Raw genomic sequence first — 25,094 nt, forward strand, 5'->3', positions numbered from 1 at the left:
CTATCCCCTAAATTCAAAGGTGCTCAGGCCAAACGTCAGCAGATCGCCGTTGCGCAGCGGGCAGCGCGTAATGCGGCGGTTGTTGACGAGCGTGCCGTTGGTGGAATTGAGATCCTCGATCGACCAATCCGAGCCCGTAAAGGTGAGCTGGGCGTGGCGGCGCGACACGTTGGGGTCGCGCAGGGCAATGTCGGAAACTGAGCGCTCGCGACCGATGGTCACCTGTGCGGAGGTGATGCTATGGCTCTCGCCGCTCACGACGTCGACGAGCTGGGCGAGCGGGCGCTGCGGGGCGCGAGTGCTCGCCATGTTGGAGGCGATGCCGGCTGCGGCGCCTAGGCCCACGGCGGCACCGGTCGCGGCGGCTCCGCCCATGCCGGCAAGCGCGTCGCGCGAGACGGTCTGCGGCACCGGGATGGGTGCGGCGGCGGGGTCGGGGACGCTAGGCGCGAAGGGATCTGCTACGGCAAGCGGGTCAGGAGCGGCGGCGCGAGGCGTCGGCTGCTGCTGGGGCATGGCGGCGGGGCGCTGCGGCTGCGGGGCAGCAAACTGCTGCTGGCCGGCGCGCGGGGCGCTGGCGGCACGGCTTGCCGCGGAGTTGTTTTGGCCCAGACCGTTTTGATAGGCGCGCTCTTCTTCGTACAGGCGGCCGAGCGTGGGGGCATCGACGTTCTCGGCAAAGACCGAGAACTTGCCGGCGCGCAGCTGCGGATCGATCATAAAGCGCACGAGGGGCTCGCCGACAAAGACATAACGGCGCTTTTCGGCCTGCGCCTTCACAAACTCGCGGACCTCGCGCGAAAGCTCGGGGTAGAACGGGGCGAGCATGGGATCGTCGTCGGCGGCGATCAGGATGGTATAGAGTGCCGGCGCCGTGTTGACGCCATTGATCACCAGAGTCTGATCCTCCATGTCGCGAGCGGCCTGCTTGGCAAGCTTCTTAAAGGAGAACGGGGCACGGGTGGCACCGAAGATGCCGGCCACGTGGTCCTCGAAGATGTTCAGGAAGTTCACGAAAGATCACTCTCCGTATAGGTTCTTTGGTATCCGAGCAAATATAGGCATATCCCAACGATTATAGAGGATAGGGTTCCCGCAACTGCCGCCTTGGCGGCGACCGCGGCTGCAAGGCTGGCAATTTCCATATGGTGTGCAAGACAGGATGCCGCTGCGCAGCCGATGCCGGTGACAGCGATGGCGGCGATGGCGGCAAGGTTTGAGCCCTGATCGGCACGCTTGGCATGGGCATTGAGCAGCGCAGATGACGCCGCGGCAGTTGTCGCGACCAGCGCAAAGGCAGCCCAAAGGAGCGGGTCTTCCAGCGCTGCGGCAACGTTGCCGAGCCCCAGCACGCCTCCGGCTGAAAGCGCGACCGTGGTCAGACGGGCAAAAAGCGCGCCCATGCCCGTTGCCGCGGCGGCGCTTGCCGGGCCGAGCCAAAATGACGCGACGCCGGCGGCGACCCCAGCTGCCAGGAAGGTATTGCCGGTCAGACAGCCAAGCGCAAGCGCGCAGGTGAGTGCGGCGCTCGCGGCAGCCTCGGTGCGACCCCAGGCGATCCACCAACCGGACATGGCAGCGGCAAAGATCACCGCGACGGGCAACATCGACAGGATGCCCTGCGCCTGCATGGTGGCGTTGGCCATGAGCACCAAAAAGCCCACAGCCGAGATGGCCGAGCCAATCTGGGGGGCCAGGCCAGCCGCCGCTCCGATCGCGATAGCCGCAATGACCAGGCCGGGAAGCGCCGCGACCCCGGCCGTTTGCATCAGCAAAAAGCTAAAGGTGCCGCACGTTAGCGCCGAGATAGCGTGCATGGTGTAGTCGCGCGCATGGCTCCAGCGCGTGCCCGCCCAGCCGAGCGCGGGGTCGACCTCTATGGCGTCGTCCTCATAGTGCGACGGCTCGATATCGTCGGGCTCCTGCTCGTCATCCGAAAGCTCGCCCACCATCTGCTCCAGGCTGCGACGGCCTTCGCGCACGCTGCCCAGACCGGCAAGGAGCTGGTCGCAAAATGCCTCGATGCTGTTGGGGCGGTCCTGCGGCATGGGGGAGAGCGCGCTCATGAGCGCGCTCTCGGCTCCCGGGGGAAAGTGTGGTATCAGCTCGCTGGGATAGGTGGCGCCGCCGATGATGCGGCCGAGCGAGTCGGCGGGCGTGGCCGCCATAAAGGGAGCGCTGCCGCACAGGCCCTCGTAGATCACACAGGCGAGGGCAAAGACATCAGCGCGTTCGTCGACCGTGCCGGTCTCGATATCGAGCTGCTCGGGCGGCATGTAGCCGATGGTGCCGCCGCGTGAGCCGCCAAAGCCACCGGCAGACGACAGTCGCGCCATGCCAAAGTCGGTGAGCTTTACATTGCCCGAGTGGTCGATGAGCACGTTGGCGGGCTTAATGTCCAGGTGGAGTACGCCATTGCTATGGGCGAAGGCGAGCGCCTGGCCCAGCGCGTCGGCAATGGCCGCGGCCTCGTCAAAGGTGAGCGAGTGGCCGTCCACGCGATGCAAAAACTCGGCCAGCGACATACCGTCGACATACTCCATGACCAGGTAGGCATAGGCGGTGTCATGCGTAAAGTCGATGACCTGCACGATATTGGGATGTTGAAGCATGGCGGCAGTGTGCGCCTCGCGCAGGACATCCATGATGTCGCTGGCGGGCATGCCGGCGCCGTTGATAAGGGGGATGCGCTTAATGGCGACGCGGCGGCGCAGGTGCGTGTCGCGGCAAATCTCGATGGAGCCAAAACCGCCGGTCGCAAGTGTCTCGAGCGGCTGGTACCGCTTGAGCAGCTCGCGAGAGCTGGTGCCCTCCAAAGGAACGTCCGGCGAGAACCGGGCGGTATGTTGCGAGAAAAGCGGCATGGCCAATCCTCGTGCGTTTAAAGTTCGTTTGCGAGCGGCGGGCGCGGGGCCGAGCCGTTCGCGGTGGCATAGATGCTGCTAGTGTAGCACGCTCGGGCAGATGGCGAGGAAACGGGGATGAGGTGGTCCGATCGATTCGGGCCGTTTCGGCTCGTTCGGAAAGCGCACCCCAGTTTTCAGCCAAATAATGGGATGCGCCTTCCAAATGGGGTGGGCTGCGGAAACTGCATCCCAGAATATTGCCCTGGAACGAGATGCGCTTTCCGAACCGGCGTCTAAAAGGAAACCGCATCCCGCTTTGATGTGGGGACTGCGAACAAAAGCCGGACCGTGATCTGGCGCGGATTGGAGTTCGCCTGAATCATTGATGCTGGCTGGTGTGAGAACAGAGATAAACGAGCGGCTCGAGCGATATAATGACACGCTATGGAGGCCATATGCTTTTTTCCCGCCGTTCTGCTACGTCTGCCTGCGCCATTGCGCTTGTCGTAATGGCGGTCACCCCTTATCACCGGTTTTCATCTTCAATCGGCCTGGCGTCAGGTGCAATGACCTGGCTCGTTATCCTGGGCGCATGCCTCGCGGCGTTTGGTCACGGTGTTGCGCTCCGCAAGGGGAGAGAAATAAGGCGGCCGGGGTTCCTTGGCGCCTTCGGTATTTTCCTTGCTGCTATTGCAACGGTTCCCGAATGGGCCGACCTGGCCTTCTATGCTCGCGGAGATTCTATTCCATTCGTGTTTGCGCCTATCTGGCTGTTGCGCGGCGTTTCATGCGCCTCGTGCTTTGCTGGGTCGTTGCTCCTCTCATATGTAATTTGGGATACGGCGGGCTCTCCTTTGACGCGGGGGGCGACGCGGGCTGACGAAAGAGAAACTCGTCATCCGCAGGACGCGATTTTTACAGAAACAATAGCCGTCATGTCTTGTCTGCTGTTCTGCTGTCGAGTTTCATGGAGAGTCATCCCTGAGCCATGGGGAGCACTCTCTGTTTCGGCCGCGTCAATTGGTCTTGTGCTTTTAATTCCGTTGGTCTATCTCGTATTGGTTGCGGTCCCGCTGTTTTGCTGTTTCAGCGCCTTTGGTCGGGGACAGAGCGACGTGTTTGCCCGTTCTGCGCTCGTGGCAGTCCCTATTGGCCTTGTTCCGGCTGTTGAGGCGGCATACTTTGCAAGCGATGACGCGATCATTGCATTGCTTGCGATGGGGTCCGCTATCGCTGCTGCCTTCGTATGCATGTTGCTAAAGAGAAAACGGGACAACAATTCGGATATCGCCTGCGTGTCCGACCCATTCGATGCGGGGGTGTTTTCCCCTGCCCTGTCGCCTAGAGAAGAGCAGTTTGTTCGACTGCTGCTCAAAGGGAAAACGCCGGCGGAAATTGCCAAGGAGACGGATACGAAGTCATCGACGGTGCGAACAACGCTTCACCGAGCATACGGGAAGGCGTCGGTTGCGGGCTCACGCGAGCTCGTGGCGTTGTTTGTGGACGAGGGTGATGCTGTAGGGCCCGAGCTGTCGCGGCGGCATGCTGACGATATGTTGGCATCAGCTCGGACGCGCCGGCTGTTTCGATACCTGCTCACATTATTTTTTATCCTCCTTGCGGCGGGCCCCTTGGTAATGGCGGATAGTTATTGGGGATCCGGTGTTTCATGGGCTGTTACCTTTTCTCTCTCAAGCTATGCATTGGGTCTCGGACTGCTTCTGTCGCTGCACTACGCGGGTGAAAAACTGAATCGTGAAGCTGCACTGACTAGAACGGATGGGGCGATTGGGCTCGGAAGCCCGTGCGTGTGGGCGATACTGTCTGCCGTGGAATGGTCTTTTGTCTATATCGCGGCATGGAGGTGCGTACGCGATCCGTTGATGGCTGTGCCGGTCCTGTTTTGCGGCATGACGTCTATGGCTTCGCTCGCTGTTGGGCTGTGTTCATTTAAGGCGCGTGGCCGTACTCGGGCTATCGTGCCGTTGGCGTTAATAGGTGTATCCGCTTTAATCTATGCAGCCACTAGGGGGCGAATCCATGGACTTGCGGTGCTGACGGGGATACTGTTCACATATATAGTGCTGCGTAGCTGTCCGCAGCGCAAAATGCTCGGGGTATGGATGCTTTGCTTTGGGGCGACGGCTCCTGTTTGGGTTGTCTTGCTCAACATGGCGCAGGATCTGATGGTTTTCGAGCCGTTGTTCCTTACTTCGTTGCTGGGGCAAAGTTCGGCTGTCAATGTCGTCGTGGCAACGGTGATCGTCTGCTGGTCTGCGCCCATGTTCGTCACGCACATCGCGCTCACCCGCTCGGTTGAGAACGAGAAGGCCGTCTTGGAGTACCGCGCGAACGGGCTTACCGAAGCAGCTCGCGTGCGCCAGCTTGCCCTGCTTGCGTCGCGCTCCCTTTCTGATGTTCAGTCGCAAATTTTGCTGATGACGGCAGAAGGCGCAACGACAAAGACCATTGCGGAGGATGTCGGTTACGCTGCATCTACGGTGCAAGCACTGCGGTCTGCATCTTACCGCCAGTTGAAGATCAAGAATAAAGCGGAGCTTGTTTCATTGTTATCGCAGGTAGATAACGTGTAAACGCCTGAGCGATCAACTCAATAGCGGGTGTTTACAGACATCTTTCTCTATTCATGCAAAGGTTGCCGTGCGTCGACGCATTGTTAACCGCTTTTGATTGGAGAAGGCCATGATTAAGCCAAGGAGCGCTATTGCTCGAATCGGAGTCGGCTTGGCGATTGTTGCGGGCTTGTCGATGGGTGCACCTGCCGCATCATTTGCTCAAGAGGAGTTTGACACTTCCCAGGTTTCTAGCATTTCGCAGAGCGCGGATGCCGGAATTGCCACATGCAAGAACAACGAAGATAGAGATTTCGCTTTTCAATGTTCTGGCACGAGCGCAACCGGCTATCGCCAGAAAGAAGATTCATCTTCAGTCTACATTTGGATCAAAGGCTATTCAGGAAAGCCGTTACGTTTGTACGTGGACGGTGCCTATGACAATAGAGGAACGGGCAATTTGAATTGCACGCAGGGCGTGTATCGCTCCAACCATGAGCGTGAATGGGAGATATACAATCTCGTCCGTGAGAATAAACGCAGCTATGCTCGTCTGACTGCATGGGCCGAGTCCGGATACGGCACGGTCTATGGAAAGTGGAGCCCCGATTGCTTCGGCCATTTTAACAAACTTCCCTCCTAGCCAATCCGCAGCTTCTTGTTGTGATTAGGGCCGGGCCGAGTGTTGCTACTCGGCCCGGCCGAAGGGAGGGTGATGTCGCTTGAATAGAAATCTAATGCGGCACGAGTTGTCCAAGATATTTGGCAATCCTATATTTGCGTTGACCCTTATGGTTGCAACTGCAATTTCGATGGCGGCTGCCATTGAGGCATGGTGGACGCTCGAGACTGAGCGCAAGCAGCTGTTATCGCTTGGCTATGGCGTTGGTTTGCAAGCCCAGGCATACCTCGGCCAAACGCGTGAAAGTAGCTTTGGTAACTGGATCGTTGTGAGTGCAAATGCACCGCTATCGGCATCAGTGTTTTTCTATGCGCTGCCGTTGCTTGCCATGCTGGCCGGGTCGTGGTCATGCCTGTCCGAGCGTTTGAGCGGTTACGAGGCGCAGATCTGCACACGTGTTTCTAGAAATGCATACGTGAACGTGAAGATGCTGTCTGCTTTCCTCTCTGCGTTTGCGGTCACGGCTATTCCGCTACTCGTGAACTTCCTGATTGTCTCAATGCTATTTCCCGCGTATCTCCCCCGGGTCGACGAATCGACTTACGTCGGGCTCTATCTGCATAGCTATTTTTCTGGCCTGTTTTATTCCCGGCCTCTGTTGTACGTGCTGGTTTATACACTGTTCGATGCGGTGACGCTGGGGGCTCTATCCATGGCCGTGACCGGTCTGTCGGTTGTGTTTCGCAGCAGAATCAAGGCGATGGTCGTTCCATATCTGATTATGGTTGCATGGCACTTTGTTAACGACTGGATTTTTAGCGTCCTTTCATGCGTCGGCTTTAACTGCAACATTCTTAACAGCATCAGGTCGGAATCACTAAATAACTGGCCCGACATTCGAGCAGGGTTTGCAGAAATCATTTTGCTGTTCGTCTTTTCTTTGATTTTCGCGAGATTCTTAAAAAGACGCGAGGTGGTCTGATGCTGTTTAGGCTGGTCGCCGCGGACCTGAGGACCGTTTTGAAGAAGAACATCCTTACTTTTATTGCGATTGCGGCAGTGACCGTTGCGAACTTGGTGTACGCCTACGGCTTGTCTTCTGTGTATGGGGTTCGGACGAATGCCTTGGGGTTTGCTGATAATCTCGCGCTCGTGTTTGCCGGATCCGCTCCGTTTGAGCCTAGGCCCGGGCTCATGTTTGTGCCTCCGTTAGGATGGCTATTTGTCATTCTGCTTATTCTCTATACAACACTCGATTATCCGACCGAATCGTTGCACGGGTTTGGTTTGCAAGCGCTTGTTCGATGCCGGTCAAGAACCCTTTGGTGGGTCTCGCGTTTTATCTTGGTGGCGGCGGTAACGGCATTTTCGCTGCTCGTGGTGGTTTGCTCTGTTGTGATTTGGAGCTTGATGGTGAGCGCCTCGTTCAGCGCGGTCATTCATGGTGAGTCGCTTCAGCTGGCTAATTTGGCGCCGTGGTTTCTCAAAGCTGGCGAGGCGGATGCGCTGCCGTTTTTCACAGGTCTCTTTTTTGCTTTCGAGGCGCTTGCGTTTGCGCAGGCAGTGATTGGCTTTGTACTTGGGCCGTCGGTCTCGTTTGTGGTTTTAATGAGCTACCTGATCTGCTCGGCATATGCACGGCATTGGGCGCTATTGGGTAACGCCTTGATGCTGTTGCGCTGGGGCGGAATTGTCAAAGATGGAATCGCGGCGGGCTCGAGTGGCTTGTTTTCAATTGTGATTATGTCGTTATGCCTATCGTTGGGTGGACTGTGGTTTCGAAGGGCCGACCTTATAGAAAAGGGGGACAAGATATGAGCGTGATCGTTAGGGACGTATCGAAGCGCATAGGCAAAAACGATGTTCTGCGTAACGTGTCCATCGAGGTTGACCCTGGGACTGTGGTCGGTCTTCAGGGGATAAACGGTTCGGGTAAGACCATGCTTATGCGAGCGGTCTGCGGATTGATCAAGCCTACCGAAGGCGAAATCTCTATCGATGGCCAAAGGCTTGGGGCGGACATCTCTTTCCCGCCGAGTCTGGGGATGTTGATCGAGGCGCCTTCCTTTTTGGGCTATCTGTCTGGTTACGACAATCTGGAGCTCATTGCTCAGATCAAGGGCGTTGCAACCCGCGAGGACATTCGCTCTGCCCTGCGGCTCGTGGGGCTCGATGCAGACGAAAAAAAGAAGTTCCGAGCATACTCGCTTGGGATGAAGCAGCGTCTGGGGATAGCTGCGGCAATTATGGAAAAGCCGAAGCTGCTTGTTCTCGATGAGCCAACAAATGCCCTCGACGAAGCGGGCGTGGAAATGCTCAAGCGCGTTGTGGCGATGGCGGCATCAACGGGTCGCGAGGTTATTCTGTCCAGCCATGACGGAGAGGTGCTCGAGGAGCTGGCCGATCGGGTTTACTGCATGCGCGACGGTGCCGTTGTGAAAGTTCGGGAAAGGTCGTGAGCGCGATGAAGAAGACCCTGTGGACAAGAAGGTCGGCGCTTGCGCTTTTCGGCTGTGCTGTTACTGGCCTTGCGGGCATGAGGGCGAGCGTCGTTAACGGGAACCGGACGGTCATTCCTGAGAAATATTATGCGGAGGGCGAATGGCTCTCGATGGATGGGGCGTTTCTGGGGTCGAAGGATGTGGCGACTGACGGGTATTCGTTTTGCATAGACGGGGCAGAGCTGCTCACGCCGCGCGAGTATCTCAAGCGTGCGCATGATGATTATTCAAAATATGGCATCGTGGATACGAAAACGAAATTGAAGGACGCCGACATCACGTGTGTTATCGCCGTAAAGATGCGTGTCAGGAATAAGGACAATGTCGAAGGCGGAATCAAAACGTATGTTTGGCATTTGGTGCCGGAGTCTGCGCCAAACTATGACTTTGTGGTCAATACCGATCTGATAACGCAGGCAATGCCGGCTCTGGGCGGTTCTGCTGCGTTTGCTGTACAGGTTGGGGCGGAGAACGAGTTGCTTGTCCCATTCATGATGCAAAACACCAACGACTATTTCGAAGGTTACGAGACCGTCCGTTTTGAGAAGGCTTTTCCTGGGACTTATACGATGAAGATGACCGATCTGCCAGAGAGAAGGCTCTTAAGGTTTGAAGTGAAGTAGCTCGAGAGTTAGGCAAAATGGGTCCATCGGCGGTACCCGCGCCCGATTTCAGGCGCTCCGACTCGGAATCGGGCGCGGGACGAGGCACCTTCGGTGTCGGCCGGATTACCGCTTCTTCTTGTTCTTCTTCTGCTTGCGCTGCTTGCCCTTGTTGCCCTGGGGCTTGTCGGCCTGTTTTGCTTCGGCAGCGGCCTTTTCTGCCTTCATCTTCTTGCGTTTGGTCTCGATGCGGAGTTTTTTGTTGATGCGCGCCTTAAGGAAGGCGCCAAACTGCTCGGCATCGCCGCGAACAAAGGTGTCCTTAGGGATCGCCACGCCCTGGTCGGCGAACATGGCAACAAAGATGCGCTCGCCGTCGAGCACGTGGTCGAGCTTTTCAAACGGGAAGAACTGCGACTTGCCGCTCTTGCCCCAGACCATCAGACCGTCCTCGTTGGCGGCGACGCGGCGGTAGCGGCCACCCATGGACTCGTCGGCCTCAACGGCATCGATAAAGTCGCGGGCGAGGGTGTGGTGCAGGTTTTTGCTCCACCAGGCCAAAAAGGCGCCGAATACGATCAGGACGACGCCAAACTTGATCCAGTTACCGCCGGCCAACAGCATGCCAATACCGAGCAGCGCGGCAATTGCCGCGGCGACATACAGCGAGCCGCGACGCCTGGGCGAGGCGACCAGGCGGGCGAAGTCGGTGACCAGATCGTTTTCGTACTGATACTCGTTGAGGTACAGGATGCCGTCATCGGCTGCTGCCTGCGCCTCGAGCGCGACCTCGACCTGGTCGGCTGCTTCGGAGGGAACGAGGTTGCTCTCTGCGTCTGCCATGCTCTTTGGACTCCTATCGCGGCGGGCTCGCCGTACGGGTTATTATGGATGCAGTATGCCGTGCGACCGCATGGCCGCCGCGGCAACAGGACTCAGTATACCCGGGGGAGCACCCATGGAATCGTTGTACCGAAAGTATCGCCCGCTCACCTTTGACTCCGTGGTGGGCCAGCAGCATATCGTCTCGACGCTCGAGCACGCCATCACCGAGGGGCGCCTGTCCCACGCCTATCTGTTCTGCGGACCGCGCGGCACGGGCAAGACCACCATGGCGCGCATTCTGGCCAAGGCGCTGCTGTGCCGCAATGCCGAGGCGGCGCGCGCCGAGGGTGCAAGCGGCTGCATGCCCGACGGTACTTGCGAGGAGTGCGAGCTCATTGCCGAGGGTAACCACCCCGATGTCTACGAGCTCGATGCCGCCTCCCGCACGGGCGTGGACAATGTGCGCGAGGAAATCATCAACTCCGTCAACTTTGCCCCGGTACGCGGCAAGTACAAGATCTATATCATCGACGAGGTCCACATGCTCACGACGGCGGCGTTCAACGCGCTGCTCAAGACGCTCGAGGAGCCGCCGGCGCACGTGATCTTTGTGCTGTGCACCACCGACCCGCAAAAGATTCTGGAGACCATCCTCTCGCGCTGCCAGCGCTTCGATTTCCACCGCATCGGCAACGAGGATATCGAGCGTCGCCTGGCATACGTGTGCGAGCAGGAGGGCTTCGATTACGACGACGAGGCGCTCGCCATCGTGGCGCGCCATGCCAAGGGCGGCATGCGCGACGCGCTCTCCACGCTGGAGCAGCTGAGCGTTTTTGGCAACGGTTCTGTGCATGCGGACGATGCCCGCTCGCTTTTAGGCGAGGTTTCGGACCAGATTCTGGGCGAGTTTTCCCGCGCCATTGCCGATCGCGATGTTGCCGAGCTCTATGGACTGATCCGTGCGCAGGTCGAGGAAGGAAACGACCTGCTGGAGCTGACGCGCGACCTGGTAGCGCATGTGCGTGACGTGTACGTTGCCTGCGTTGCCGGTGCCCGTGCCGAGCTGTTTGAGGGCGGCTCCGAGCAGGCCGAGGCGCTTGCTGCCGAGGCCGCTGCCTTTGGCGAGCATCCTGCCGACCGCCTGGCCCGCGTGCTGACGGTGCTCGACGATGCCGCACTGGAGATGAGGGGCGCGAGCGACGTGCGCCTGGTGCTCGAGATTGCCTGTACGCGTCTGGCACGTCCCGAGGCTGATTTAACGATTGAAGCATTGGCCGAGCGCGTGGCTCGCTTGGAGGCCATGGTTGCCAACGGCGCCGTGCCGGCGAGCGTGGCTGCTGCTCAGGCCGCTGCGCCTGCAGCATCCGTACCCGCTGCTGCCCAACAGCCGACGCTCATTTCGGGCGCTCGTGCTGCCGCTCCGGCGGCATCCGCTGCCCCCGCTGCTACGTCCGCGCGCCAGGGCGGTATGCCTTGGGACCGTGGTGCTGCTGTTCCGGCTGCCCAGCCTGCGTCCCGTTCTGCGTCCGTGTCAGCTTCCAAGCCTGCAGCGCCTGCACCTCAGCCTGCGCCAACTCCGACGCCTCAGCCCGTTGCGGCCCCCGCGCCTGCCACCGCTCCGGCACCTAAGCCCCAGTCCAACAATGCCGCCCAGGTTGCCGCCGCCGGTACTGCCGAGACGCCCGCGGTCGATGATGCCGGAGAGCTGCAGCGCAAATGGGCCGAGGTTGTCGAGCGTGTCAAGGCGCGTCAGGCTTCCTACGCAGGGCTTTTGCTCAACGCCCGCGCCACGGCCGACGACGGCTCCAAGCTCACGGTCTCGTTCCCCGCGGGTTCGACTTTTGCCATTAAGATGCTCGGTCGCGCCGATACGCAGTCGGTGGTCCTGCCGACGGTCTGCGCGGTCTTCGGTCGTCGTACCGTCGACTATGTCCTGGGTGGGGGTGGCACGCCGGCTCCTCAACATGAGGAGCATTCTCCATCTGCACGGGCTGCGGCATCTGCGGACCCGCAACCCGTGTCCTCGGCGGCCCCTGTATCCTCGAGCGCCAGCGCGCCGCAGCAGCAAGCGGCGCCGGTAGCGGCATCGACCCCGTCGGCGCCTAAGCCCGCGGCACCCAAACCGGCTGCTCCGACACCCGCGCCCAAGCCCGTCTCGCCCGCGCCCAAGTCGTCTGACCTGGGCAAAGCCCCCTGGCTACGCTCCGACAACCCCGCCGGCGCTCCTGCCACGGGTAAGCTCCCGACCGAGCCCGCACCCCGTGCGCCCGAGCGCTCGGCTGCCCCGAAGGCTCAGCCTGTCGCGCAGTCCGCGCCGTGGGAATCCGAGCAGGTGCCCTACGACGACGCCATGGTCGGCGGCTTCGCTGGCGATGCGAGCGGGGACGATCTGCCTCCGTTCGACGTGCCGGGTGCGACGCCCGCGCCCAAGCCCGCTGCGGAGGCACCCGCGGCCCCCGCAAGCGACGACGCCCCCGCGGCTCCCTGGGAGTCCAACCCCGGTGCGGGCAGCCCCTTCGGCCATCAGGGCGCAGCCCCGAGCATCCCGCAGACCGAGGACGAGGCCAAAGACCTCATCCGCAGCGTCTTCGGTCAGGCCACCATCTTCAAGCCGGTGGAGTAGCTGCGCAGGCGGGTATACTGCTCAAGAAGAGAACCCTTTGAACGGAGCGAGCTTATGATGTGGGAATATGTCCGCCTCGAGGACGATACGCAGGTTTCGTATTCCGAAGTCCGGGAGGACAACACGGTGAAGGTTGTTGTGGAGCGCCCGCGCGATTGGGGTTTTGACACGGCGGAGTGTATCTTGCCGGCATTCAATTGGGTGTCACACGAGGGCTTTAGCGAAGCGAACCTCAAAGAACTCGATGATTTCGTGCGCAACAATGCCCCGCTCATCCTGCGTTTTGCCTACGAAGGCGGACGAGTCTATGCCTAGTCTCTTCCGACTCGGCCATATATCACTTTCTTTTGTCCGGGCGCATCTGTATTTCGGACATGTGTAGTGTGGTGCCGCGTATATCGCATTCGAGCAGACAAGCGCGTGACGGTCGGCCTAGGATGCTGAGGTCGATACGATACGTCGCATGGCCGTCCGTGTACTCGACTTGCTCGGCGTTGACGGTTGCTCCGATTGTAAATAAAGAGCCCAGTTCGGCATCGACAATCTTGGAGTCCTTTATCTTGACCTTGAACTCTTGGTAGAGGGACGGGCTGTTGTAGTAAATGGTTCGGGTTCCGTCGGTGCATTCATCGGTCGTCTCCCATTTGACGACGGGCTGGTCCGAGCTGGCTATCAGCAGTTCTGCTCCAAAAGCTATGGCATGGGTGATGACAACCAGCAATGCCCAGCCGACAAAGAGATAGAGAACCACATATGCAACGGGGTGTTTTGAGCGGATGTTTTGGAGCGCGTCGGGGGCATTCATGGGGCACCTCCAAATTGCAATCTATGACAATCAAATTATACCCTGCCGCCATGTGCTCCGCCTCGAGCAGCGGTTTGGCATTTAGCTATTTAGTGGCACACATGAAATGCCGGATTCGGCTCTACTAGATTGAGTATGCGATATTATGCAACCTTGCATAATTCGGCCTTGCATAATCTTTGCGCGTGGTTTGTATTGGAGGACATGTATATCGACTGAGGTAGCGTGTCCGCCCCGCTTGCTTGCCCCGCGCCGTGGTACGATTTTTGAGTTTGAAAGTCCCGTCGCGCTCCGGCTGCCCTTGCAGCTTGTCGCGCGGCCGCACGTAAAGGAGCCATCATGGCCGGTATGAACATGCAGCAAATGATGAAGCAGGCTCGCAAGATGCAGGAGCAGCTTGCCGCCGCGCAGGAAAACCTTAAGTCCCAGACCGTCGACGCCTCTGCCGGCGGCGGCATGGTCAAGGTGACCGTTAACGGCGAGATGGAGCTCGTCAACCTCACCATCGACCCCGATGCCCTCGATCCCGAGGACGTCGATATGCTGCAGGACATGATCATGGCTGCCGTCAACGAGGCCGTCCGCGGTGTCAACGAGCTTGCCAACAAGCAGATGGGCGCCATCACCGGCGGCCTCAACATCCCGGGCATGCCGTTCTAAGACACGCATATATATGAGTGCCAACCATAGTCTGCAAAAATTGCTCGATGAGCTGGGCCGTCTGCCGGGCATTGGTCCCAAGTCGGCCCAGCGCATCGCCTATTACCTGCTCGAGGCCGATGCCGAGGAGGCGCGCCGCCTGGCCGAGGCTATCCTGGAGGTTAAGCAGGAGGTTCACTTTTGCAGCCGCTGCTTTAACTACGCCACGGCCGACGAGTGCTCCATCTGCCAGGATTCGATGCGCGATACCACTCGCATTTGCGTGGTGGGCGAGCCGCGCGATGTCCAGGCGATTGAGCGCACGGGCAGCTACCACGGTCTCTACCACGTATTGGGCGGCGTGATCAGTCCCATGGACAAGATTGGTCCCGAGCAGTTGCACATTCGTGAGCTGCTGGCACGCTTGGGCCACGAGGACATCCACGAGGTCATCATCGCCACCAACCCCAATATCGAGGGCGAGACCACGGCGAGCTACCTGGCCCGCACTATCAAGCCGCTGGGCGTTGAGGTATCGCGTCTGGCGAGCGGCCTTCCCGTGGGCGGCGACCTGGAGTATGCCGACGAGCTTACGCTTGGGCGCGCCATCGAGGCCCGTCGCACGATTTAGGTGGCGAGCCTGCTCCTGCCGTATGTCTTCATCGCGACGCACGGGGTAGCCATAATTTCCCCGTGCGACTGTAAGTTTGTTGTGCAACAAAGATGCTTTGTATCCGCTTATCGCATGGATGCTTCCACTCGCATCCTTAATTTGCCCATTCGTTGCGCAACCTTTTGGGTCCGCTGATACACTCAAATATGGATTCGAATGAATGCGCCGCTCCCGAGCGGCGTGTTTTTGTTGGAGGAGAACGCATGCGGCCCGGTGGCACTCAGACAAAGCGCGGCGCCGCGGTGCGCATGCGACGCCGACTGGGCTTGGCGCCGCGGGCGTACGCACTGCTGTCTTGCTCGCTGGTGCTGGTCATAGCTGGCGTTTCTGCCTATGGCATGACCGTGCCGTCCATGATGCAGGCACATGCCGCACGCGAACCGCGCGTGGGGCATGAGGTCAAAAGTGACCTGGGGACCACGACTGGATATGCTTGGGCAAGTGTGGTCGCGCATATTGTGTTTGGCACCGGCGCCGAGGCCCCGGACAACGAAGTCACGCTTGCCAATGGCAAAACCATCGTGCTCACCAACACCAAGATCATCGATCGGTTGTCCAACAATAGCGTGGCGGCAACGGTGAATAAGGTCGAGCAGCAGAAGGAGCAGGACGCCCAGCAGTCCGGAAAGCCCGGTAGCTCGGATACTTCTGGCTCCGGCTCGGATTCGTCGAGTTCGGGCGGTGGCTCTGGGTCGGGTTCCTCTGCCGGAGGGTCTGGAAACGGCGGCTCGACGGGCGGCAACACTGACAACGATGCAAACTCCGGTGGCCTTTCCGCTGCTGAGGAAGAGAGCATTCACAGCTGGCTTGTGACCAAGTACAACATGCTCGACGGCTATGTTTCTCGTGCCAATGACGTGGTCTCGACCTATAACTCTACGGGAGATCCCAGGCCGTGCGACAGCCTGGTCGGGGAGATGTTTGTCATTCGAGCCGAGTTCGGTCGTCAGACATTCTCGCCCCGGTCAAAGTGGTATCAGCAGTATGCCAATCTGTGGGGCTGTTACACCAACCTATGTCAATGGGTCGGCCATTACGGCGATGATGACGTCGCGCTCGGTAACTTCAACAATAACGTGGCGGCGCTTGCCCTATGATGACCGATCTTGCATCCACCACACCACAATCGCTCGGTCGCGATCCCATGGTCGGCCTGCGCCTGGCGCGTGTCGACGGGTTTGAGCCGGCCATTGCGCTCGGTCAGGACGAACTGCCTGCCTATCTGCGTCGTTTTACGATACTGTTTGCCGACGATGCCACCATGCGCCGTGGCGGTATCGGCCGCGTGACGCGTGCCGTCAACGCCCAAGGCGAGGCCGTGGCACTCAAGCAGCTCATCTTGCCAACGTGCGATGAGTTTGACGATGCCGCCGCCCATGAGGCGCTGGTCGCCAAGTTCAAAGCGGCGTTTCGCGAGGAATACGAATGCCATCGCGCCCTTTCGGGCCTTAAGGGCTTTCCCCGCCTCTATGGCTGGGGCGAGGTCGACGGTGTGCCTGCAATTGTCATGGAATGGGTCGAGGGCGAGACGCTCGCCCGCTTGCGCTCGCGCTTTGCCGTGGACGATGCCGGCCGCCTATCGCCGCTTGTGGCGGCGCGTCTGGGTCGCGACCTGTTCGATCTGCTCTGCCGTATGAGCCTGGTGGGCGAGGGCTTTGCCCACCGCGATATCTCGCCCGCTAATATTATGGTGCGTACGGCGCGTCTACCGCTTGACCGGCAGCTTGCCGAGGGCACCTTTGACCTGTGCCTGATCGACTTTGGCTCGTCGCTGGCGCTTGAGCCTGCGTCGGCCGTGGCCGGTACCGGCGGCAAGGCGTCGTTTACGGAGCGCTATGCCACGCTGCGTCGCGCGACGGTTGCCTATGCCCCGCCCGAGATGCTCACCGACGATATTCCCGACCTGCGCGCTTTGCGTATGTCGCCGGCGATCGACGTCTATGCCGCAGCAAGCACGGTTTACGAGCTCATTGCCGGCGCCGCGCCATACGAAGCCGCGCCGAGCACTTCGGGCACCTCGGGTTCGCGCAAAAAGACGCGCGACATCGCCAGCCCCTACCGTCTCAAGATGGACACGCTGCCCGACTATCCCATTGGTGCCCATGCGCCCGGTTGCGATTTGACTCAGCTGCTTCGTCGTGAGCCCGATGTGGCGCTCGCTGCGGCCGAGCAGGCCCAGCAGCTGGGGCTTGAGCCGGATTCCGAGGAGCTACGCGATGCGCTGGCGTTTGTCGATGCCCAGCTGTTCGACGTGGTGATGGCCTGTCTGTCCAGCCATCAAAAAGATCGTCCCGAGCCGGCGGCGGTCGAGGCGGCGCTCTCGGCGTTTTGTGACCACTATGCGCAAAATGTCGGTCGTTCGCTCCGCGGCGAGCCGCTCACGCCGTGCCCCATGGATGCGTCTGGCCGCGCGGTTCGTCGCGCGCTGATGGTCGGCGCGACGGTCGTCTGTGGCGTGGTTTGGGCTGTGGTCGTGGTTTCGGCCGCGCTGCTGGCGTCGGGCGCTCGCGTGACGGCGACTTTGGGATCGCTCGTGTGGTCTGGGTCGCTACCGGGTATTATTGCCGCACTGGCGTTGGCGCTGCCAGGCATAGCCGGCGTTGCCGCGGGGGCACTTGCGCGCGATCGGCGCTCGGGCTTCCTGCAGGGTGTGCTTGCGCTTTCTGCCTGCGAGGTTCCGGTGCTGGTTGTGGCTGCATGTAGCGTATTTTCCCAACGCGCCGTGATGGGCGGCCTTGTTGCCGCTCTGGTTGCAACCTATACGCTTACGTGGTTTTTGCTTGCGATGGGCTTTGCCTTTGAACTTCCCGTTTCGGCACCGCGACGCACAAAAGCCCAGATGGCGACTCCGCTTGCCGGTGGAGCCGCAGCTGTCCGTACTTTTGGCGGACCTGTCGAAGTATCGTCCGATTCTATTTCTACGACCAAGGAGGCCTAGGTCATGGCATCTCAAGTTGAGCTCACCCCATGCGGGGCCATGTTTGACATCTTTAAGCGCGCAGCGCATCTGAGCCATATCGAGCTGTGCGGCTTGGTGCTTTCGTCCCGTCCGCTCGCCGACGGCCGCAGCCCGCAGAGCCGAGCCGCCGATCGCTCTTGGGTTTCCCGCTTTATCGTTCGCGCGCCGGTCGGCACGCTTCAGCAGCGCTACTTTGCCGAATACGGTACCTCGGCTGCGCGTATTATGTCGCAACTGGCCCTGCGCCAGCGCAATCCCATGGACTCCACGGCTGTAATCAATATGGTGTGCGGTCCTGCAGGTGAACCGATGGTACGCGCGCTCGAAGAGTGCCACCAGGACACGAATCTCTATCGCAACGCGCTCGATCGCCTGTCCCAGGCGGCGGAACTCATGCCCGCCGAGCGCGCCGAGGTCGTGCTGGTGCTGTTTGTCGCCGTCGGTTGTTCGGCGGATGTGCGGTCCTCGGTGAACTATGCCATCGACTACGCGAACGCGACCTGCGGCGGAGGCACATCCACGCCGCGTTCGCTTGGCATGTCGCTGACTGCGGGCGAACGCGAACCCGCCCCGGCGCACCCTTTGGGCTTGCTGCGCGTGCAAAACAGTTTTGTCGTGAGCGCCCCGCGCTGGATTCAGCCGAGTGAGCAGGGTGTTGAGATTGGCGCGCTGGCCACTGGTGAGGGCGATATTACCGACGTCGGCGACGATGTCTCGGCCCGCCATGCCCATATCTGGTGCGATGCTCAAAATATCTGGCACGTCGAGGACTTGTCGTCCACCAACGGAACCGTGGTGGTAAACGGGGCCACGCGCGTTTGCATTCAGGTCGAGCCCGGCCGTTCCGCCCAGCTCAATCCCGGCGACGAGCTCAAGCTCGGCGAATCCACTACCTATGCCATCCTCTTCGGTGCCCTCTAGCCAGTCCCGCCAAATGGTCCCTCCGTCCCCAAGGGATCATTTTGCTCCCGGCAGTCACCCGAGGTAAACCTTTACCGCCCGCCTATATTTGCCGAAATTACACTTGACGGCGGGGTACAATAAACCCGCATGCGGATTTCCGTTGCGGGCGCTTCCCATCGCCGGGGCGTGCCCGGGAGCATCCGGCATGCGGCCTTTGCGGCGCTCGGTCATGTGCAAGACGGGCGGTCGGGTCTGTGGGGCGCATCAGTTGCCCCTCGCCTCGGCATGTCTTCTCTCCACGCCACGTACCTGCTGCTGAGCCTGCCTGCCAGATGATTGGAAGCAACAGCGTAAATCCCATCACGCCAACATCCCGGCGATCGCCGGGGCCTGTATACCTATATGAGAGGAGAGGGGTATATGGCGCGTAAGTTTAAGTCTATGGACGGCAACGAGGCGGCCGCATATGTTTCGTATGCGTACACCGAGGTAGCGGGAATCTATCCCATTACGCCGTCCAGCCCGATGGCCGACCATGTCGACCAGTGGGCGGCCCAGGGTCGCAAGAACATCTTCGGCACCCCGGTCAAGGTCGTCGAGATGGAGTCCGAGGCAGGTGCAGCCGGTACCGTTCACGGTTCGCTGGGCGCCGGTGCTCTGACCACCACCTACACGGCTTCTCAGGGTCTGCTCCTGATGATCCCGAACATGTACAAGATCGCGGGCGAGCAGCTCCCGGGCGTTTTCCACGTCTCCGCGCGTTGCGTCGCTTCGCACGCCCTGAACATCTTTGGCGATCACTCCGACGTCATGGCCTGTCGCCAGACCGGTTTCGCCATGCTCGCCGAGGGCAACGTCCAGGAGGTCATGGACCTCTCGCCGGTGGCTCACCTTGCCGCCATCGAGGGCAAGACCCCGTTCCTTAACTTCTTCGATGGCTTCCGCACCAGCCACGAGATCCAGAAGGTCGCCATGTGGGACTACAAGGATCTTGCCGAGATGTGCGACATGGACGCCGTCCAGGCTTTCCGCGATCACGCGCTCAACCCTGAGCACCCGCATACCCGCGGCAGCCACGAGAACGGCGACATCTTCTTCCAGAACCGCGAGGCCTGCAACAAGGTCTACGACGAGCTTCCCGCCGTCGTCGAGGGCTACATGAAGAAGATCAACGAGAAGCTCGGCACCGATTACGGCCTGTTCAACTACTATGGCGCTCCCGATGCTGATCGCGTCGTCGTGTGCATGGGCTCCTTCTGCGACGTGCTCGAGGAAGTCATCGACTACCTCAACGCTCACGGCGAGAAGGTCGGCCTGGTCAAGGTTCGCCTGTTCCGTCCGTTCTCCATCAAGCACTTTGTCGACGTTCTCCCCGAGACCGTCCAGAAGATCGCCGTCATGGACCGCACCAAGGAGCCAGGTTCCATCGGCGAGCCGCTCTACCAGGACGTCGTCTCCGCTCTCTACGAGGCCGGCAAGACGGGCATCAAGGTCGTCGGCGGCCGTTACGGCCTGGGCAGCAAGGACACGCCTCCCGCGTCCGCGTTCGCTGTCTTCGAGGAGCTTAAGAAGGACGAGCCCAAGCGCGAGTTCACCATCGGCATTGTCGATGACGTGACCAACCTGAGCCTGCCCGAGGCCGAGGATGCGCCCAACACCGCCGCCCCCGGCACCATCGAGTGCAAGTTCTGGGGTCTGGGTGGCGATGGTACCGTCGGCGCCAACAAGAACTCGATCAAGATCATCGGCGATCACACCGACAAGTACGTCCAGGCCTACTTCCAGTACGACTCCAAGAAGACCGGCGGCGTCACCGTCTCGCACCTGCGCTTTGGTGATTCCCCGATCCGTTCGCCGTACTACGTGACCAAGGCCGACTTTGTCGCTTGCCACAACCCCAGCTACATCGTCAAGGGCTTCAAGATGGTCCGCGACGTCAAGCCGGGCGGCACCTTCCTGGTCAACTGCCAGTGGAGCGACGAGGAGTTCGCCGAGCACATGCCCGCCGTGGCCAAGCGCTACATCGCGAACAACAACGTCAACGTCTACCTGATCGACGCTATCGACCTGGCCGCCAAGGTCGGCATGGGCAAGCGCACCAACACGGTGCTCCAGTCCGCCTTCTTCGCGCTGGCTAAGGTCCTGCCCGCCGAGGACGCCCTGCAGTACATGAAGGACGCGGCCACCAAGTCCTACATGAAGAAGGGCCAGGCCATCGTCGACGCCAACCACAAAGCCATCGATGCCGGCGCTACTGCCTTCCGTAAATTCGAGGTTCCGGCCGACTGGGCAACTGCCGAGGATGCTGCCCCCGTCGAGCTCTCCGAGGAGACCAAGTCCGCCATCGCCCAGCAGGTCAAGAACCTGCTCGAGCCCATCGATCGCATGGATGGCGACAGCCTGCCCGTTTCCGCCTTTGTCGATTGCGCCGACGGCCAGTTTGAGCTGGGCGCCTCCGCATACGAGAAGCGCGGCGTCGCCGTGGTCGTTCCTCACTGGGACGAGACCAAGTGCATCCAGTGCAACCAGTGCGCCTATGTGTGCCCGCATGCCACCATCCGTCCGTTCGCGATGACCGAGGACGAGGCTGCCGCCGCGCCCGAGGCTACCCGCACGCTCGACGCTATGGGTCCCAAGGCCAAGGGCATGAAGTTCACCATGGCCGTGTCTCCGCTCGACTGCATGGGCTGCACCAACTGCGTCAAGGTCTGCCCCAAGGGCGCCCTCGAGATGGTTCCCACCGAGCAGGAGATGGACCAGCAGCCCGTTTGGGACTACATGGTCGAGAACGTCTCCGAGAAGAAGGAGCTCATCGCGGCCAACGTCAAGGGCAGCCAGTTTAAGCAGCCCTACCTTGAGTTCTCCGGCTCCTGCGCCGGCTGCGCCGAGACCGCCTATGCACGTCTGGTGACCCAGGTTGCCGGCGACCGCATGTTCATCTCCAACGCCACCGGCTGCTCCTCCATTTGGGGCAACCCCGCTGCCACCGCTCCTTACTGCAAGGACAAGGACGGTCACGGCCCGGCGTGGAACAACTCCCTGTTCGAGGACAATGCCGAGCACGGTCTGGGCATGGCCGTTGGCTATGAGGCCGTTCAGAAGAAGCTGATCGCCGCTACGCAGGAGATCATCGCCGCTGACGGTCCGTCCGACGAGCTCAAGGCCGCCGGTCAGGCTTGGATCGACTCCGTCAACGACGCCGAGGCCTCCAAGACCGCTGCCGCCGCCTACGTTGCCGAGCTCGAGAAGTGCGGCTGCGACGCTTCCAAGGCGATCCTCGCCGACAAGGCCTACCTCACCAAGAAGTCCTTCTGGGTCTTCGGTGGCGACGGTTGGGCCTACGACATCGGCTTCGGTGGCCTGGACCACGTCCTGGCTTCCGGCCACAATATCAATGTCTTCGTCTTCGACACCGAGGTCTACTCCAACACCGGTGGTCAGGCCTCCAAGGCCTCGAACCTGGGCCAGGTCGCTCAGTTCGCCGCTGCCGGTAAGGTGACCAAGAAGAAGTCCCTGGCCGAGATCGCCATGAGCTACGGCTACGTCTACGTGGCGCAGGTCGCCATGGGCGCCAACCCGGCTCAGACCCTCAAGGCCATCCACGAGGCCGAGGCCTACGACGGTCCGTCCCTCATCATTGGCTACAGCCCCTGCGAGATGCACTCCATCAAGAAGGGCGGCATGCAGAACTGCCAGGCCGAGATGAAGAAGGCTGTCGAGTGCGGTTACTGGAACCTCTTCCGCTTCAACCCCGAGGCTGCTGCCGGCAAGAAGTTCTCGCTCGATTCCAAGGAGCCCGCGGGCGGTTATCAGGAGTTCCTGATGAACGAGGCCCGTTACGCTTCGCTGACGCGTTCCTTCCCCGAGCGCGCCGAGGAGCTCTTCAAGGAGAACGAGCAGGCCGCTATGGATCGTTACGCTCACCTGCTGAAGCTCAAGACGGTGTACAACGAGGCCTAAGTCTCCCACCGCAGGATCTGAGGGCTGACCTTCGCGGACGTCCTCGGACATGAAAGAACCCCCGCTGCGCACTACGTGCGGCGGGGGTTCTTTCGTCCTGCGGAGTGTCCGCGAAGGTCAGCCCTCAGATCCTGCTACGACTACGTCCTCGGATTGTGGGGCTGAATGAAGGATGTGGCTGTGGGGGTGCCTTGTCCCGGTCGCTGTTTCGCGGCGTGGCCGCGAAACCACGCGCCACTTTGGGCATGGAGGGCTAGCTGATTGTGGCCTTCTGCTGCCCCAGTGCTGTTTCGCGCTTTGCGCGAAACATCGCAGCACTTTGGGCATAGTGGGGGAGTTGGTTGTCGCTGCCTTCTATCCCCTTGCTGTTTCGCGCCTTTGGCGCGAAAGGCGCAGTACTTTGGGCGTGGGGGCTGGCTTGCGGACTCAGATGACCTAGAGAGATATGGGTGCAAACGAGAAATCGTTGTTGGGGTCGTCCTTTTCCATAAACTCATCGAGACAGAATGTCATATAGATTGGAACGTAAAGGATCTTGCCCTCTTTGCAAAGGTTTTCGTGGCTCAGCACAACGGCCTCGGGAATTTTGTACTCGCCCACACTCATCAAACGGTCGAGGGCTGCATGTGCTCGAACTTTCTTGCCCGATTTGACTTCGATTGGGACAACATGCCCGCGGGCACCTTCGATTACAAAGTCGACTTCACCGACCTCACGCGTTTGGTAGTACCACGTATCTGCTCCGAGGGCAACGAGTTCCTGTGCGACCACGTTCTCATAGAGGCCGCCGAGGTTGGGGGTTTTCATGTCAAGGTAGACGGCGCGTGCCGTGCTGCCGGGATACCGCGATGCGAGCATACCTGTATCGGACTCGTATAGTTTAAAGGCCGTCGTTTTCTCCGTCCTCTTGAGAGGGCTTCGTGCCTCCGTCACCTGGGGGACCATCAATCCAACGCCTGCGTTCACCAGCCATAGGAAATCCTGCTCGTATTTTTGAAGACGAGCTCCCTCGCCTAGAGACGAGACGATAAAGCGATGGGACTCCGCCTCAAGCTGAACGGGAATTTGCTCGAAAATGGAGCGAACGTTAAACGCTCGAGTCGATGCATATTTAGAGATATCACTTTTGTACTGATCGACTAGCTGAATTTGAAGCTCACGCGTTCTCACGAGCGAATAACCCGAATCGATATAGTTCTGAACGACCTCCGGCATGCCGCCGCAAACGATATAGGCTCTAAAGTTCTTGAGCATCGCCTCATGAATATAGTTTTCGACGGGTCGCCTTTCGACAAGGCGGCTGCGAATTCCTGCAAGCACATTCTCGCTGACGCTGTTTGCCCAACAAAACTCTTCAAAATCCATCGGCCGCATAACAATGTGCTCGACATACCCTACCGGAAAAGAAGAGATTCCCCTAAACTCGGTCCCAAGCATAGACCCCGAGAAGACATAGCTAAAGCGCCCGTCCTCGACCAATGCCTTCATAAGCGTGACAATCTGCGGATACTCCTGAATCTCGTCGACAAAGATAAGGGTATCTCCCTCAACAAGCGGTGCGTCTGCAAGAAGGGCCACACGGTTGATAAAGTCAATGGCGTTCTTGGCGCCAGCAAGTACATCCTTTGCCTCGGTATCGAGCAGCAAATTGACCTCATAATACGATGCGTAGTTGTCTTTTCCAAACGTGCGAATCGCATAGCTCTTGCCTATCTGACGTGCGCCAGTAACAAGCATGGCCTTATTAGAGTTATTCTTCCAGCTCAAAAGCCTGTCAGTGACCTTACGGCGTAGCATTAAAACCCCTAAATGACAAAAATTGGCAAATAGATTTGCCCCTAATCATACAAAAATTTGCGAATAGATTTGCCCCAAATCATACAAAAAATGGCAGATAGCAAAGCTTGCTTCGGTCTCAAAGCCGCCGAACCGGCACGGTACTTTACGAAAAGGCGTGCGGCGCTGTTGCTGAGGGTGGCCAAGTCGACAGTGTCGCCGTTGACGTTCTCGGTTGCCTAGGCGCGCAGGAGCGAAAGGGCGTCAGCGGCGTTCATGCAGTACCCGACGGTAAAGTTCCATACTGCGAACTCACAGTCGTTTGCCGAAGGGTGAGACGCGATTGATTATTCCCTAAGTTGGATGAAAAACGCCATGTTATTGCAGGGCTGCATACTCGTCCAATAATTGCATAGAATCTCGTATAGTGCGAGTAAGATTTTGCGCTATCTGTTTTGTGTTTAGCAAAGATATAGTTTGCATAATCCAGCTTAATCCTCGCTCCATTTAAATAAAGTCGCACGTAAATGGCGTAAACATATCTGATCTGGGTTTCTGTACGCTGAGCGGATAAAAACGACCGTTCACCGCTCAACTATTTTCAAAATGAATAAAATGAGCGATAAAGAGAATATAAACCTTAATAAACTCGCGTATCGCACGGGCGCGGGTTATTAATGGGTTGTAGGCCTTTTACAGAAAGGATTCCAGCAATGTCTAAGCCTCTTGGCAAGCCCGATCGTATTGTCGTCGCCCTCGGCGGCAACGCCCTCGGCAACAACCCCGT

Annotated in this window: 19 protein-coding genes; 14 read left to right on the forward strand and 5 right to left on the reverse strand. The window is 59.7% G+C overall.

Translation table 11 applies throughout. The features are described 5' to 3' along the window. Positions 1 to 1,014, reverse strand: coding sequence for an FhaA domain-containing protein (locus tag DXD56_RS07040; RefSeq protein WP_117640705.1), 1,014 nt, complete (start codon positions 1,012 to 1,014; stop codon positions 1 to 3). Next, positions 1,011 to 2,864, reverse strand: a complete 1,854-nt coding sequence (locus DXD56_RS07045) for a serine/threonine-protein kinase (protein ID WP_117640706.1) — start codon at positions 2,862 to 2,864, stop codon at positions 1,011 to 1,013. The genes DXD56_RS07040 and DXD56_RS07045 overlap by 4 nt, the downstream gene beginning before the upstream one ends. Positions 2,865 to 3,301: 437 nt before the next feature. Here DXD56_RS07045 and DXD56_RS07050 point away from each other — a divergent pair, with 437 nt between their 5' ends. From DXD56_RS07050 to DXD56_RS07075, 6 genes are all read left to right on the forward strand, one after another. Then, on the forward strand, positions 3,302 to 5,440 hold the full coding sequence (locus tag DXD56_RS07050; protein WP_158549373.1) for a LuxR C-terminal-related transcriptional regulator: 2,139 nt from the start codon (positions 3,302 to 3,304) through the stop codon (positions 5,438 to 5,440). A 109-nt stretch (positions 5,441 to 5,549) separates the two neighbouring features. Then, entirely contained in the window at positions 5,550 to 6,062 is a 513-nt protein-coding gene (locus DXD56_RS09975; RefSeq protein ID WP_117778762.1) for a hypothetical protein, read from the forward strand. A 94-nt stretch (positions 6,063 to 6,156) separates the two neighbouring features. After that, positions 6,157 to 7,023: a hypothetical protein gene (locus tag DXD56_RS07060; RefSeq protein ID WP_117640709.1), complete on the forward strand. Its 867-nt coding sequence runs from the start codon at positions 6,157 to 6,159 to the stop codon at positions 7,021 to 7,023. Positions 7,024 to 7,061: 38 nt separating this feature from the next. After that, on the forward strand, positions 7,062 to 7,859 hold the full coding sequence (locus DXD56_RS07065; RefSeq protein ID WP_147325193.1) for a hypothetical protein: 798 nt from the start codon (positions 7,062 to 7,064) through the stop codon (positions 7,857 to 7,859). After that, positions 7,856 to 8,500 (forward strand): ABC transporter ATP-binding protein, encoded by a 645-nt coding sequence (locus tag DXD56_RS07070; RefSeq protein WP_117640711.1) that lies wholly within the window; start codon positions 7,856 to 7,858, stop codon positions 8,498 to 8,500. Before DXD56_RS07065 ends, DXD56_RS07070 begins: the two co-directional genes overlap by 4 nt. A 5-nt stretch (positions 8,501 to 8,505) precedes the next feature. Then, positions 8,506 to 9,165 carry a DUF5028 domain-containing protein gene (locus tag DXD56_RS07075; protein ID WP_117640712.1) on the forward strand — a complete coding sequence of 220 codons (660 nt, stop codon included), beginning with the start codon at positions 8,506 to 8,508 and terminating at the stop codon, positions 9,163 to 9,165. Between the two features lie 105 nt (positions 9,166 to 9,270). Here the strand turns inward: DXD56_RS07075 and DXD56_RS07080 are convergent, their stop codons facing one another. After that, positions 9,271 to 9,987 (reverse strand): hypothetical protein, encoded by a 717-nt coding sequence (locus DXD56_RS07080; protein ID WP_147325194.1) that lies wholly within the window; start codon positions 9,985 to 9,987, stop codon positions 9,271 to 9,273. Between the two features lie 115 nt (positions 9,988 to 10,102). On the opposite strand from DXD56_RS07080, the gene dnaX reads away from it, so the two are divergent. Then, positions 10,103 to 12,592 (forward strand): DNA polymerase III subunit gamma/tau, encoded by a 2,490-nt coding sequence (gene dnaX, locus DXD56_RS07085; protein ID WP_158549375.1) that lies wholly within the window; start codon positions 10,103 to 10,105, stop codon positions 12,590 to 12,592. 54 nt (positions 12,593 to 12,646) lie between these two features. Further along, a complete protein-coding gene (locus DXD56_RS07090; RefSeq protein ID WP_117638144.1) occupies positions 12,647 to 12,907 on the forward strand; it encodes a hypothetical protein in 261 nt (86 codons plus the stop codon). Between the two features lie 22 nt (positions 12,908 to 12,929). Here the strand turns inward: DXD56_RS07090 and DXD56_RS07095 are convergent, their stop codons facing one another. Continuing rightward, on the reverse strand, positions 12,930 to 13,397 hold the full coding sequence (locus DXD56_RS07095) for a hypothetical protein (protein WP_089573258.1): 468 nt from the start codon (positions 13,395 to 13,397) through the stop codon (positions 12,930 to 12,932). Between the two features lie 339 nt (positions 13,398 to 13,736). On the opposite strand from DXD56_RS07095, the gene DXD56_RS07100 reads away from it, so the two are divergent. The 6 genes from DXD56_RS07100 to nifJ all read left to right on the forward strand — a co-directional run bounded on the left by DXD56_RS07100 (position 13,737) and on the right by nifJ (position 22,531). Then, the gene (locus DXD56_RS07100) at positions 13,737 to 14,057 is read left to right on the forward strand and encodes a YbaB/EbfC family nucleoid-associated protein (protein WP_006235174.1); all 321 of its coding nucleotides are present in this window, start codon (positions 13,737 to 13,739) and stop codon (positions 14,055 to 14,057) included. A 13-nt stretch (positions 14,058 to 14,070) separates the two neighbouring features. Beyond that, positions 14,071 to 14,667, forward strand: coding sequence for a recombination mediator RecR (recR, locus tag DXD56_RS07105; RefSeq protein WP_089573257.1), 597 nt, complete (start codon positions 14,071 to 14,073; stop codon positions 14,665 to 14,667). A 245-nt stretch (positions 14,668 to 14,912) separates the two neighbouring features. After that, the gene (locus tag DXD56_RS07110; protein WP_117640715.1) at positions 14,913 to 15,806 is read left to right on the forward strand and encodes a hypothetical protein; all 894 of its coding nucleotides are present in this window, start codon (positions 14,913 to 14,915) and stop codon (positions 15,804 to 15,806) included. Further along, entirely contained in the window at positions 15,803 to 17,647 is a 1,845-nt protein-coding gene (locus DXD56_RS07115; protein ID WP_117640716.1) for a hypothetical protein, read from the forward strand. The genes DXD56_RS07110 and DXD56_RS07115 overlap by 4 nt, the downstream gene beginning before the upstream one ends. A 3-nt stretch (positions 17,648 to 17,650) precedes the next feature. After that, positions 17,651 to 18,589 carry an FHA domain-containing protein gene (locus DXD56_RS07120; RefSeq protein WP_117584186.1) on the forward strand — a complete coding sequence of 313 codons (939 nt, stop codon included), beginning with the start codon at positions 17,651 to 17,653 and terminating at the stop codon, positions 18,587 to 18,589. A gap of 402 nt (positions 18,590 to 18,991) precedes the next feature. After that, a complete protein-coding gene (gene nifJ / locus DXD56_RS07125) occupies positions 18,992 to 22,531 on the forward strand; it encodes a pyruvate:ferredoxin (flavodoxin) oxidoreductase (protein ID WP_117640717.1) in 3,540 nt (1,179 codons plus the stop codon). Between the two features lie 435 nt (positions 22,532 to 22,966). Here nifJ and DXD56_RS07130 read toward each other — a convergent pair whose 3' ends face one another. Further along, complete coding sequence (locus tag DXD56_RS07130) at positions 22,967 to 24,328, reverse strand: ATP-binding protein (RefSeq protein ID WP_117640718.1); 1,362 nt, start codon at positions 24,326 to 24,328, stop codon at positions 22,967 to 22,969. Positions 24,329 to 25,094 lie beyond the last annotated feature (766 nt).

The organism is Collinsella sp. TM06-3, assembly GCF_003436395.1.
Taxonomy (GTDB): Bacteria; Actinomycetota; Coriobacteriia; order Coriobacteriales; family Coriobacteriaceae; genus Collinsella.

Bases quoted from the DNA above. Each gene is read 5' to 3' on its own strand.
- DXD56_RS07095 (WP_089573258.1), bottom strand. From the start codon at position 13,397: ATGAATGCCCCCGACGCGCTCCAAAACATCCGCTCAAAACACCCCGTT.
- dnaX (WP_158549375.1), top strand. From the start codon at position 10,103: ATGGAATCGTTGTACCGAAAGTATCGCCCGCTCACCTTTGACTCCGTG.
- DXD56_RS07090 (WP_117638144.1), top strand. From the start codon at position 12,647: ATGATGTGGGAATATGTCCGCCTCGAGGACGATACGCAGGTTTCGTAT.
- DXD56_RS07060 (WP_117640709.1), top strand. From the start codon at position 6,157: ATGCGGCACGAGTTGTCCAAGATATTTGGCAATCCTATATTTGCGTTG.
- DXD56_RS09975 (WP_117778762.1), top strand. From the start codon at position 5,550: ATGATTAAGCCAAGGAGCGCTATTGCTCGAATCGGAGTCGGCTTGGCG.
- DXD56_RS07115 (WP_117640716.1), top strand. From the start codon at position 15,803: ATGATGACCGATCTTGCATCCACCACACCACAATCGCTCGGTCGCGAT.
- DXD56_RS07050 (WP_158549373.1), top strand. From the start codon at position 3,302: ATGCTTTTTTCCCGCCGTTCTGCTACGTCTGCCTGCGCCATTGCGCTT.
- DXD56_RS07070 (WP_117640711.1), top strand. From the start codon at position 7,856: ATGAGCGTGATCGTTAGGGACGTATCGAAGCGCATAGGCAAAAACGAT.
- DXD56_RS07045 (WP_117640706.1), bottom strand. From the start codon at position 2,864: ATGCCGCTTTTCTCGCAACATACCGCCCGGTTCTCGCCGGACGTTCCT.
- DXD56_RS07075 (WP_117640712.1), top strand. From the start codon at position 8,506: ATGAAGAAGACCCTGTGGACAAGAAGGTCGGCGCTTGCGCTTTTCGGC.
- recR (WP_089573257.1), top strand. From the start codon at position 14,071: ATGAGTGCCAACCATAGTCTGCAAAAATTGCTCGATGAGCTGGGCCGT.
- nifJ (WP_117640717.1), top strand. From the start codon at position 18,992: ATGGCGCGTAAGTTTAAGTCTATGGACGGCAACGAGGCGGCCGCATAT.
- DXD56_RS07130 (WP_117640718.1), bottom strand. From the start codon at position 24,328: ATGCTACGCCGTAAGGTCACTGACAGGCTTTTGAGCTGGAAGAATAAC.
- DXD56_RS07080 (WP_147325194.1), bottom strand. From the start codon at position 9,987: ATGGCAGACGCAGAGAGCAACCTCGTTCCCTCCGAAGCAGCCGACCAG.
- DXD56_RS07100 (WP_006235174.1), top strand. From the start codon at position 13,737: ATGGCCGGTATGAACATGCAGCAAATGATGAAGCAGGCTCGCAAGATG.
- DXD56_RS07110 (WP_117640715.1), top strand. From the start codon at position 14,913: ATGCGGCCCGGTGGCACTCAGACAAAGCGCGGCGCCGCGGTGCGCATG.
- DXD56_RS07120 (WP_117584186.1), top strand. From the start codon at position 17,651: ATGGCATCTCAAGTTGAGCTCACCCCATGCGGGGCCATGTTTGACATC.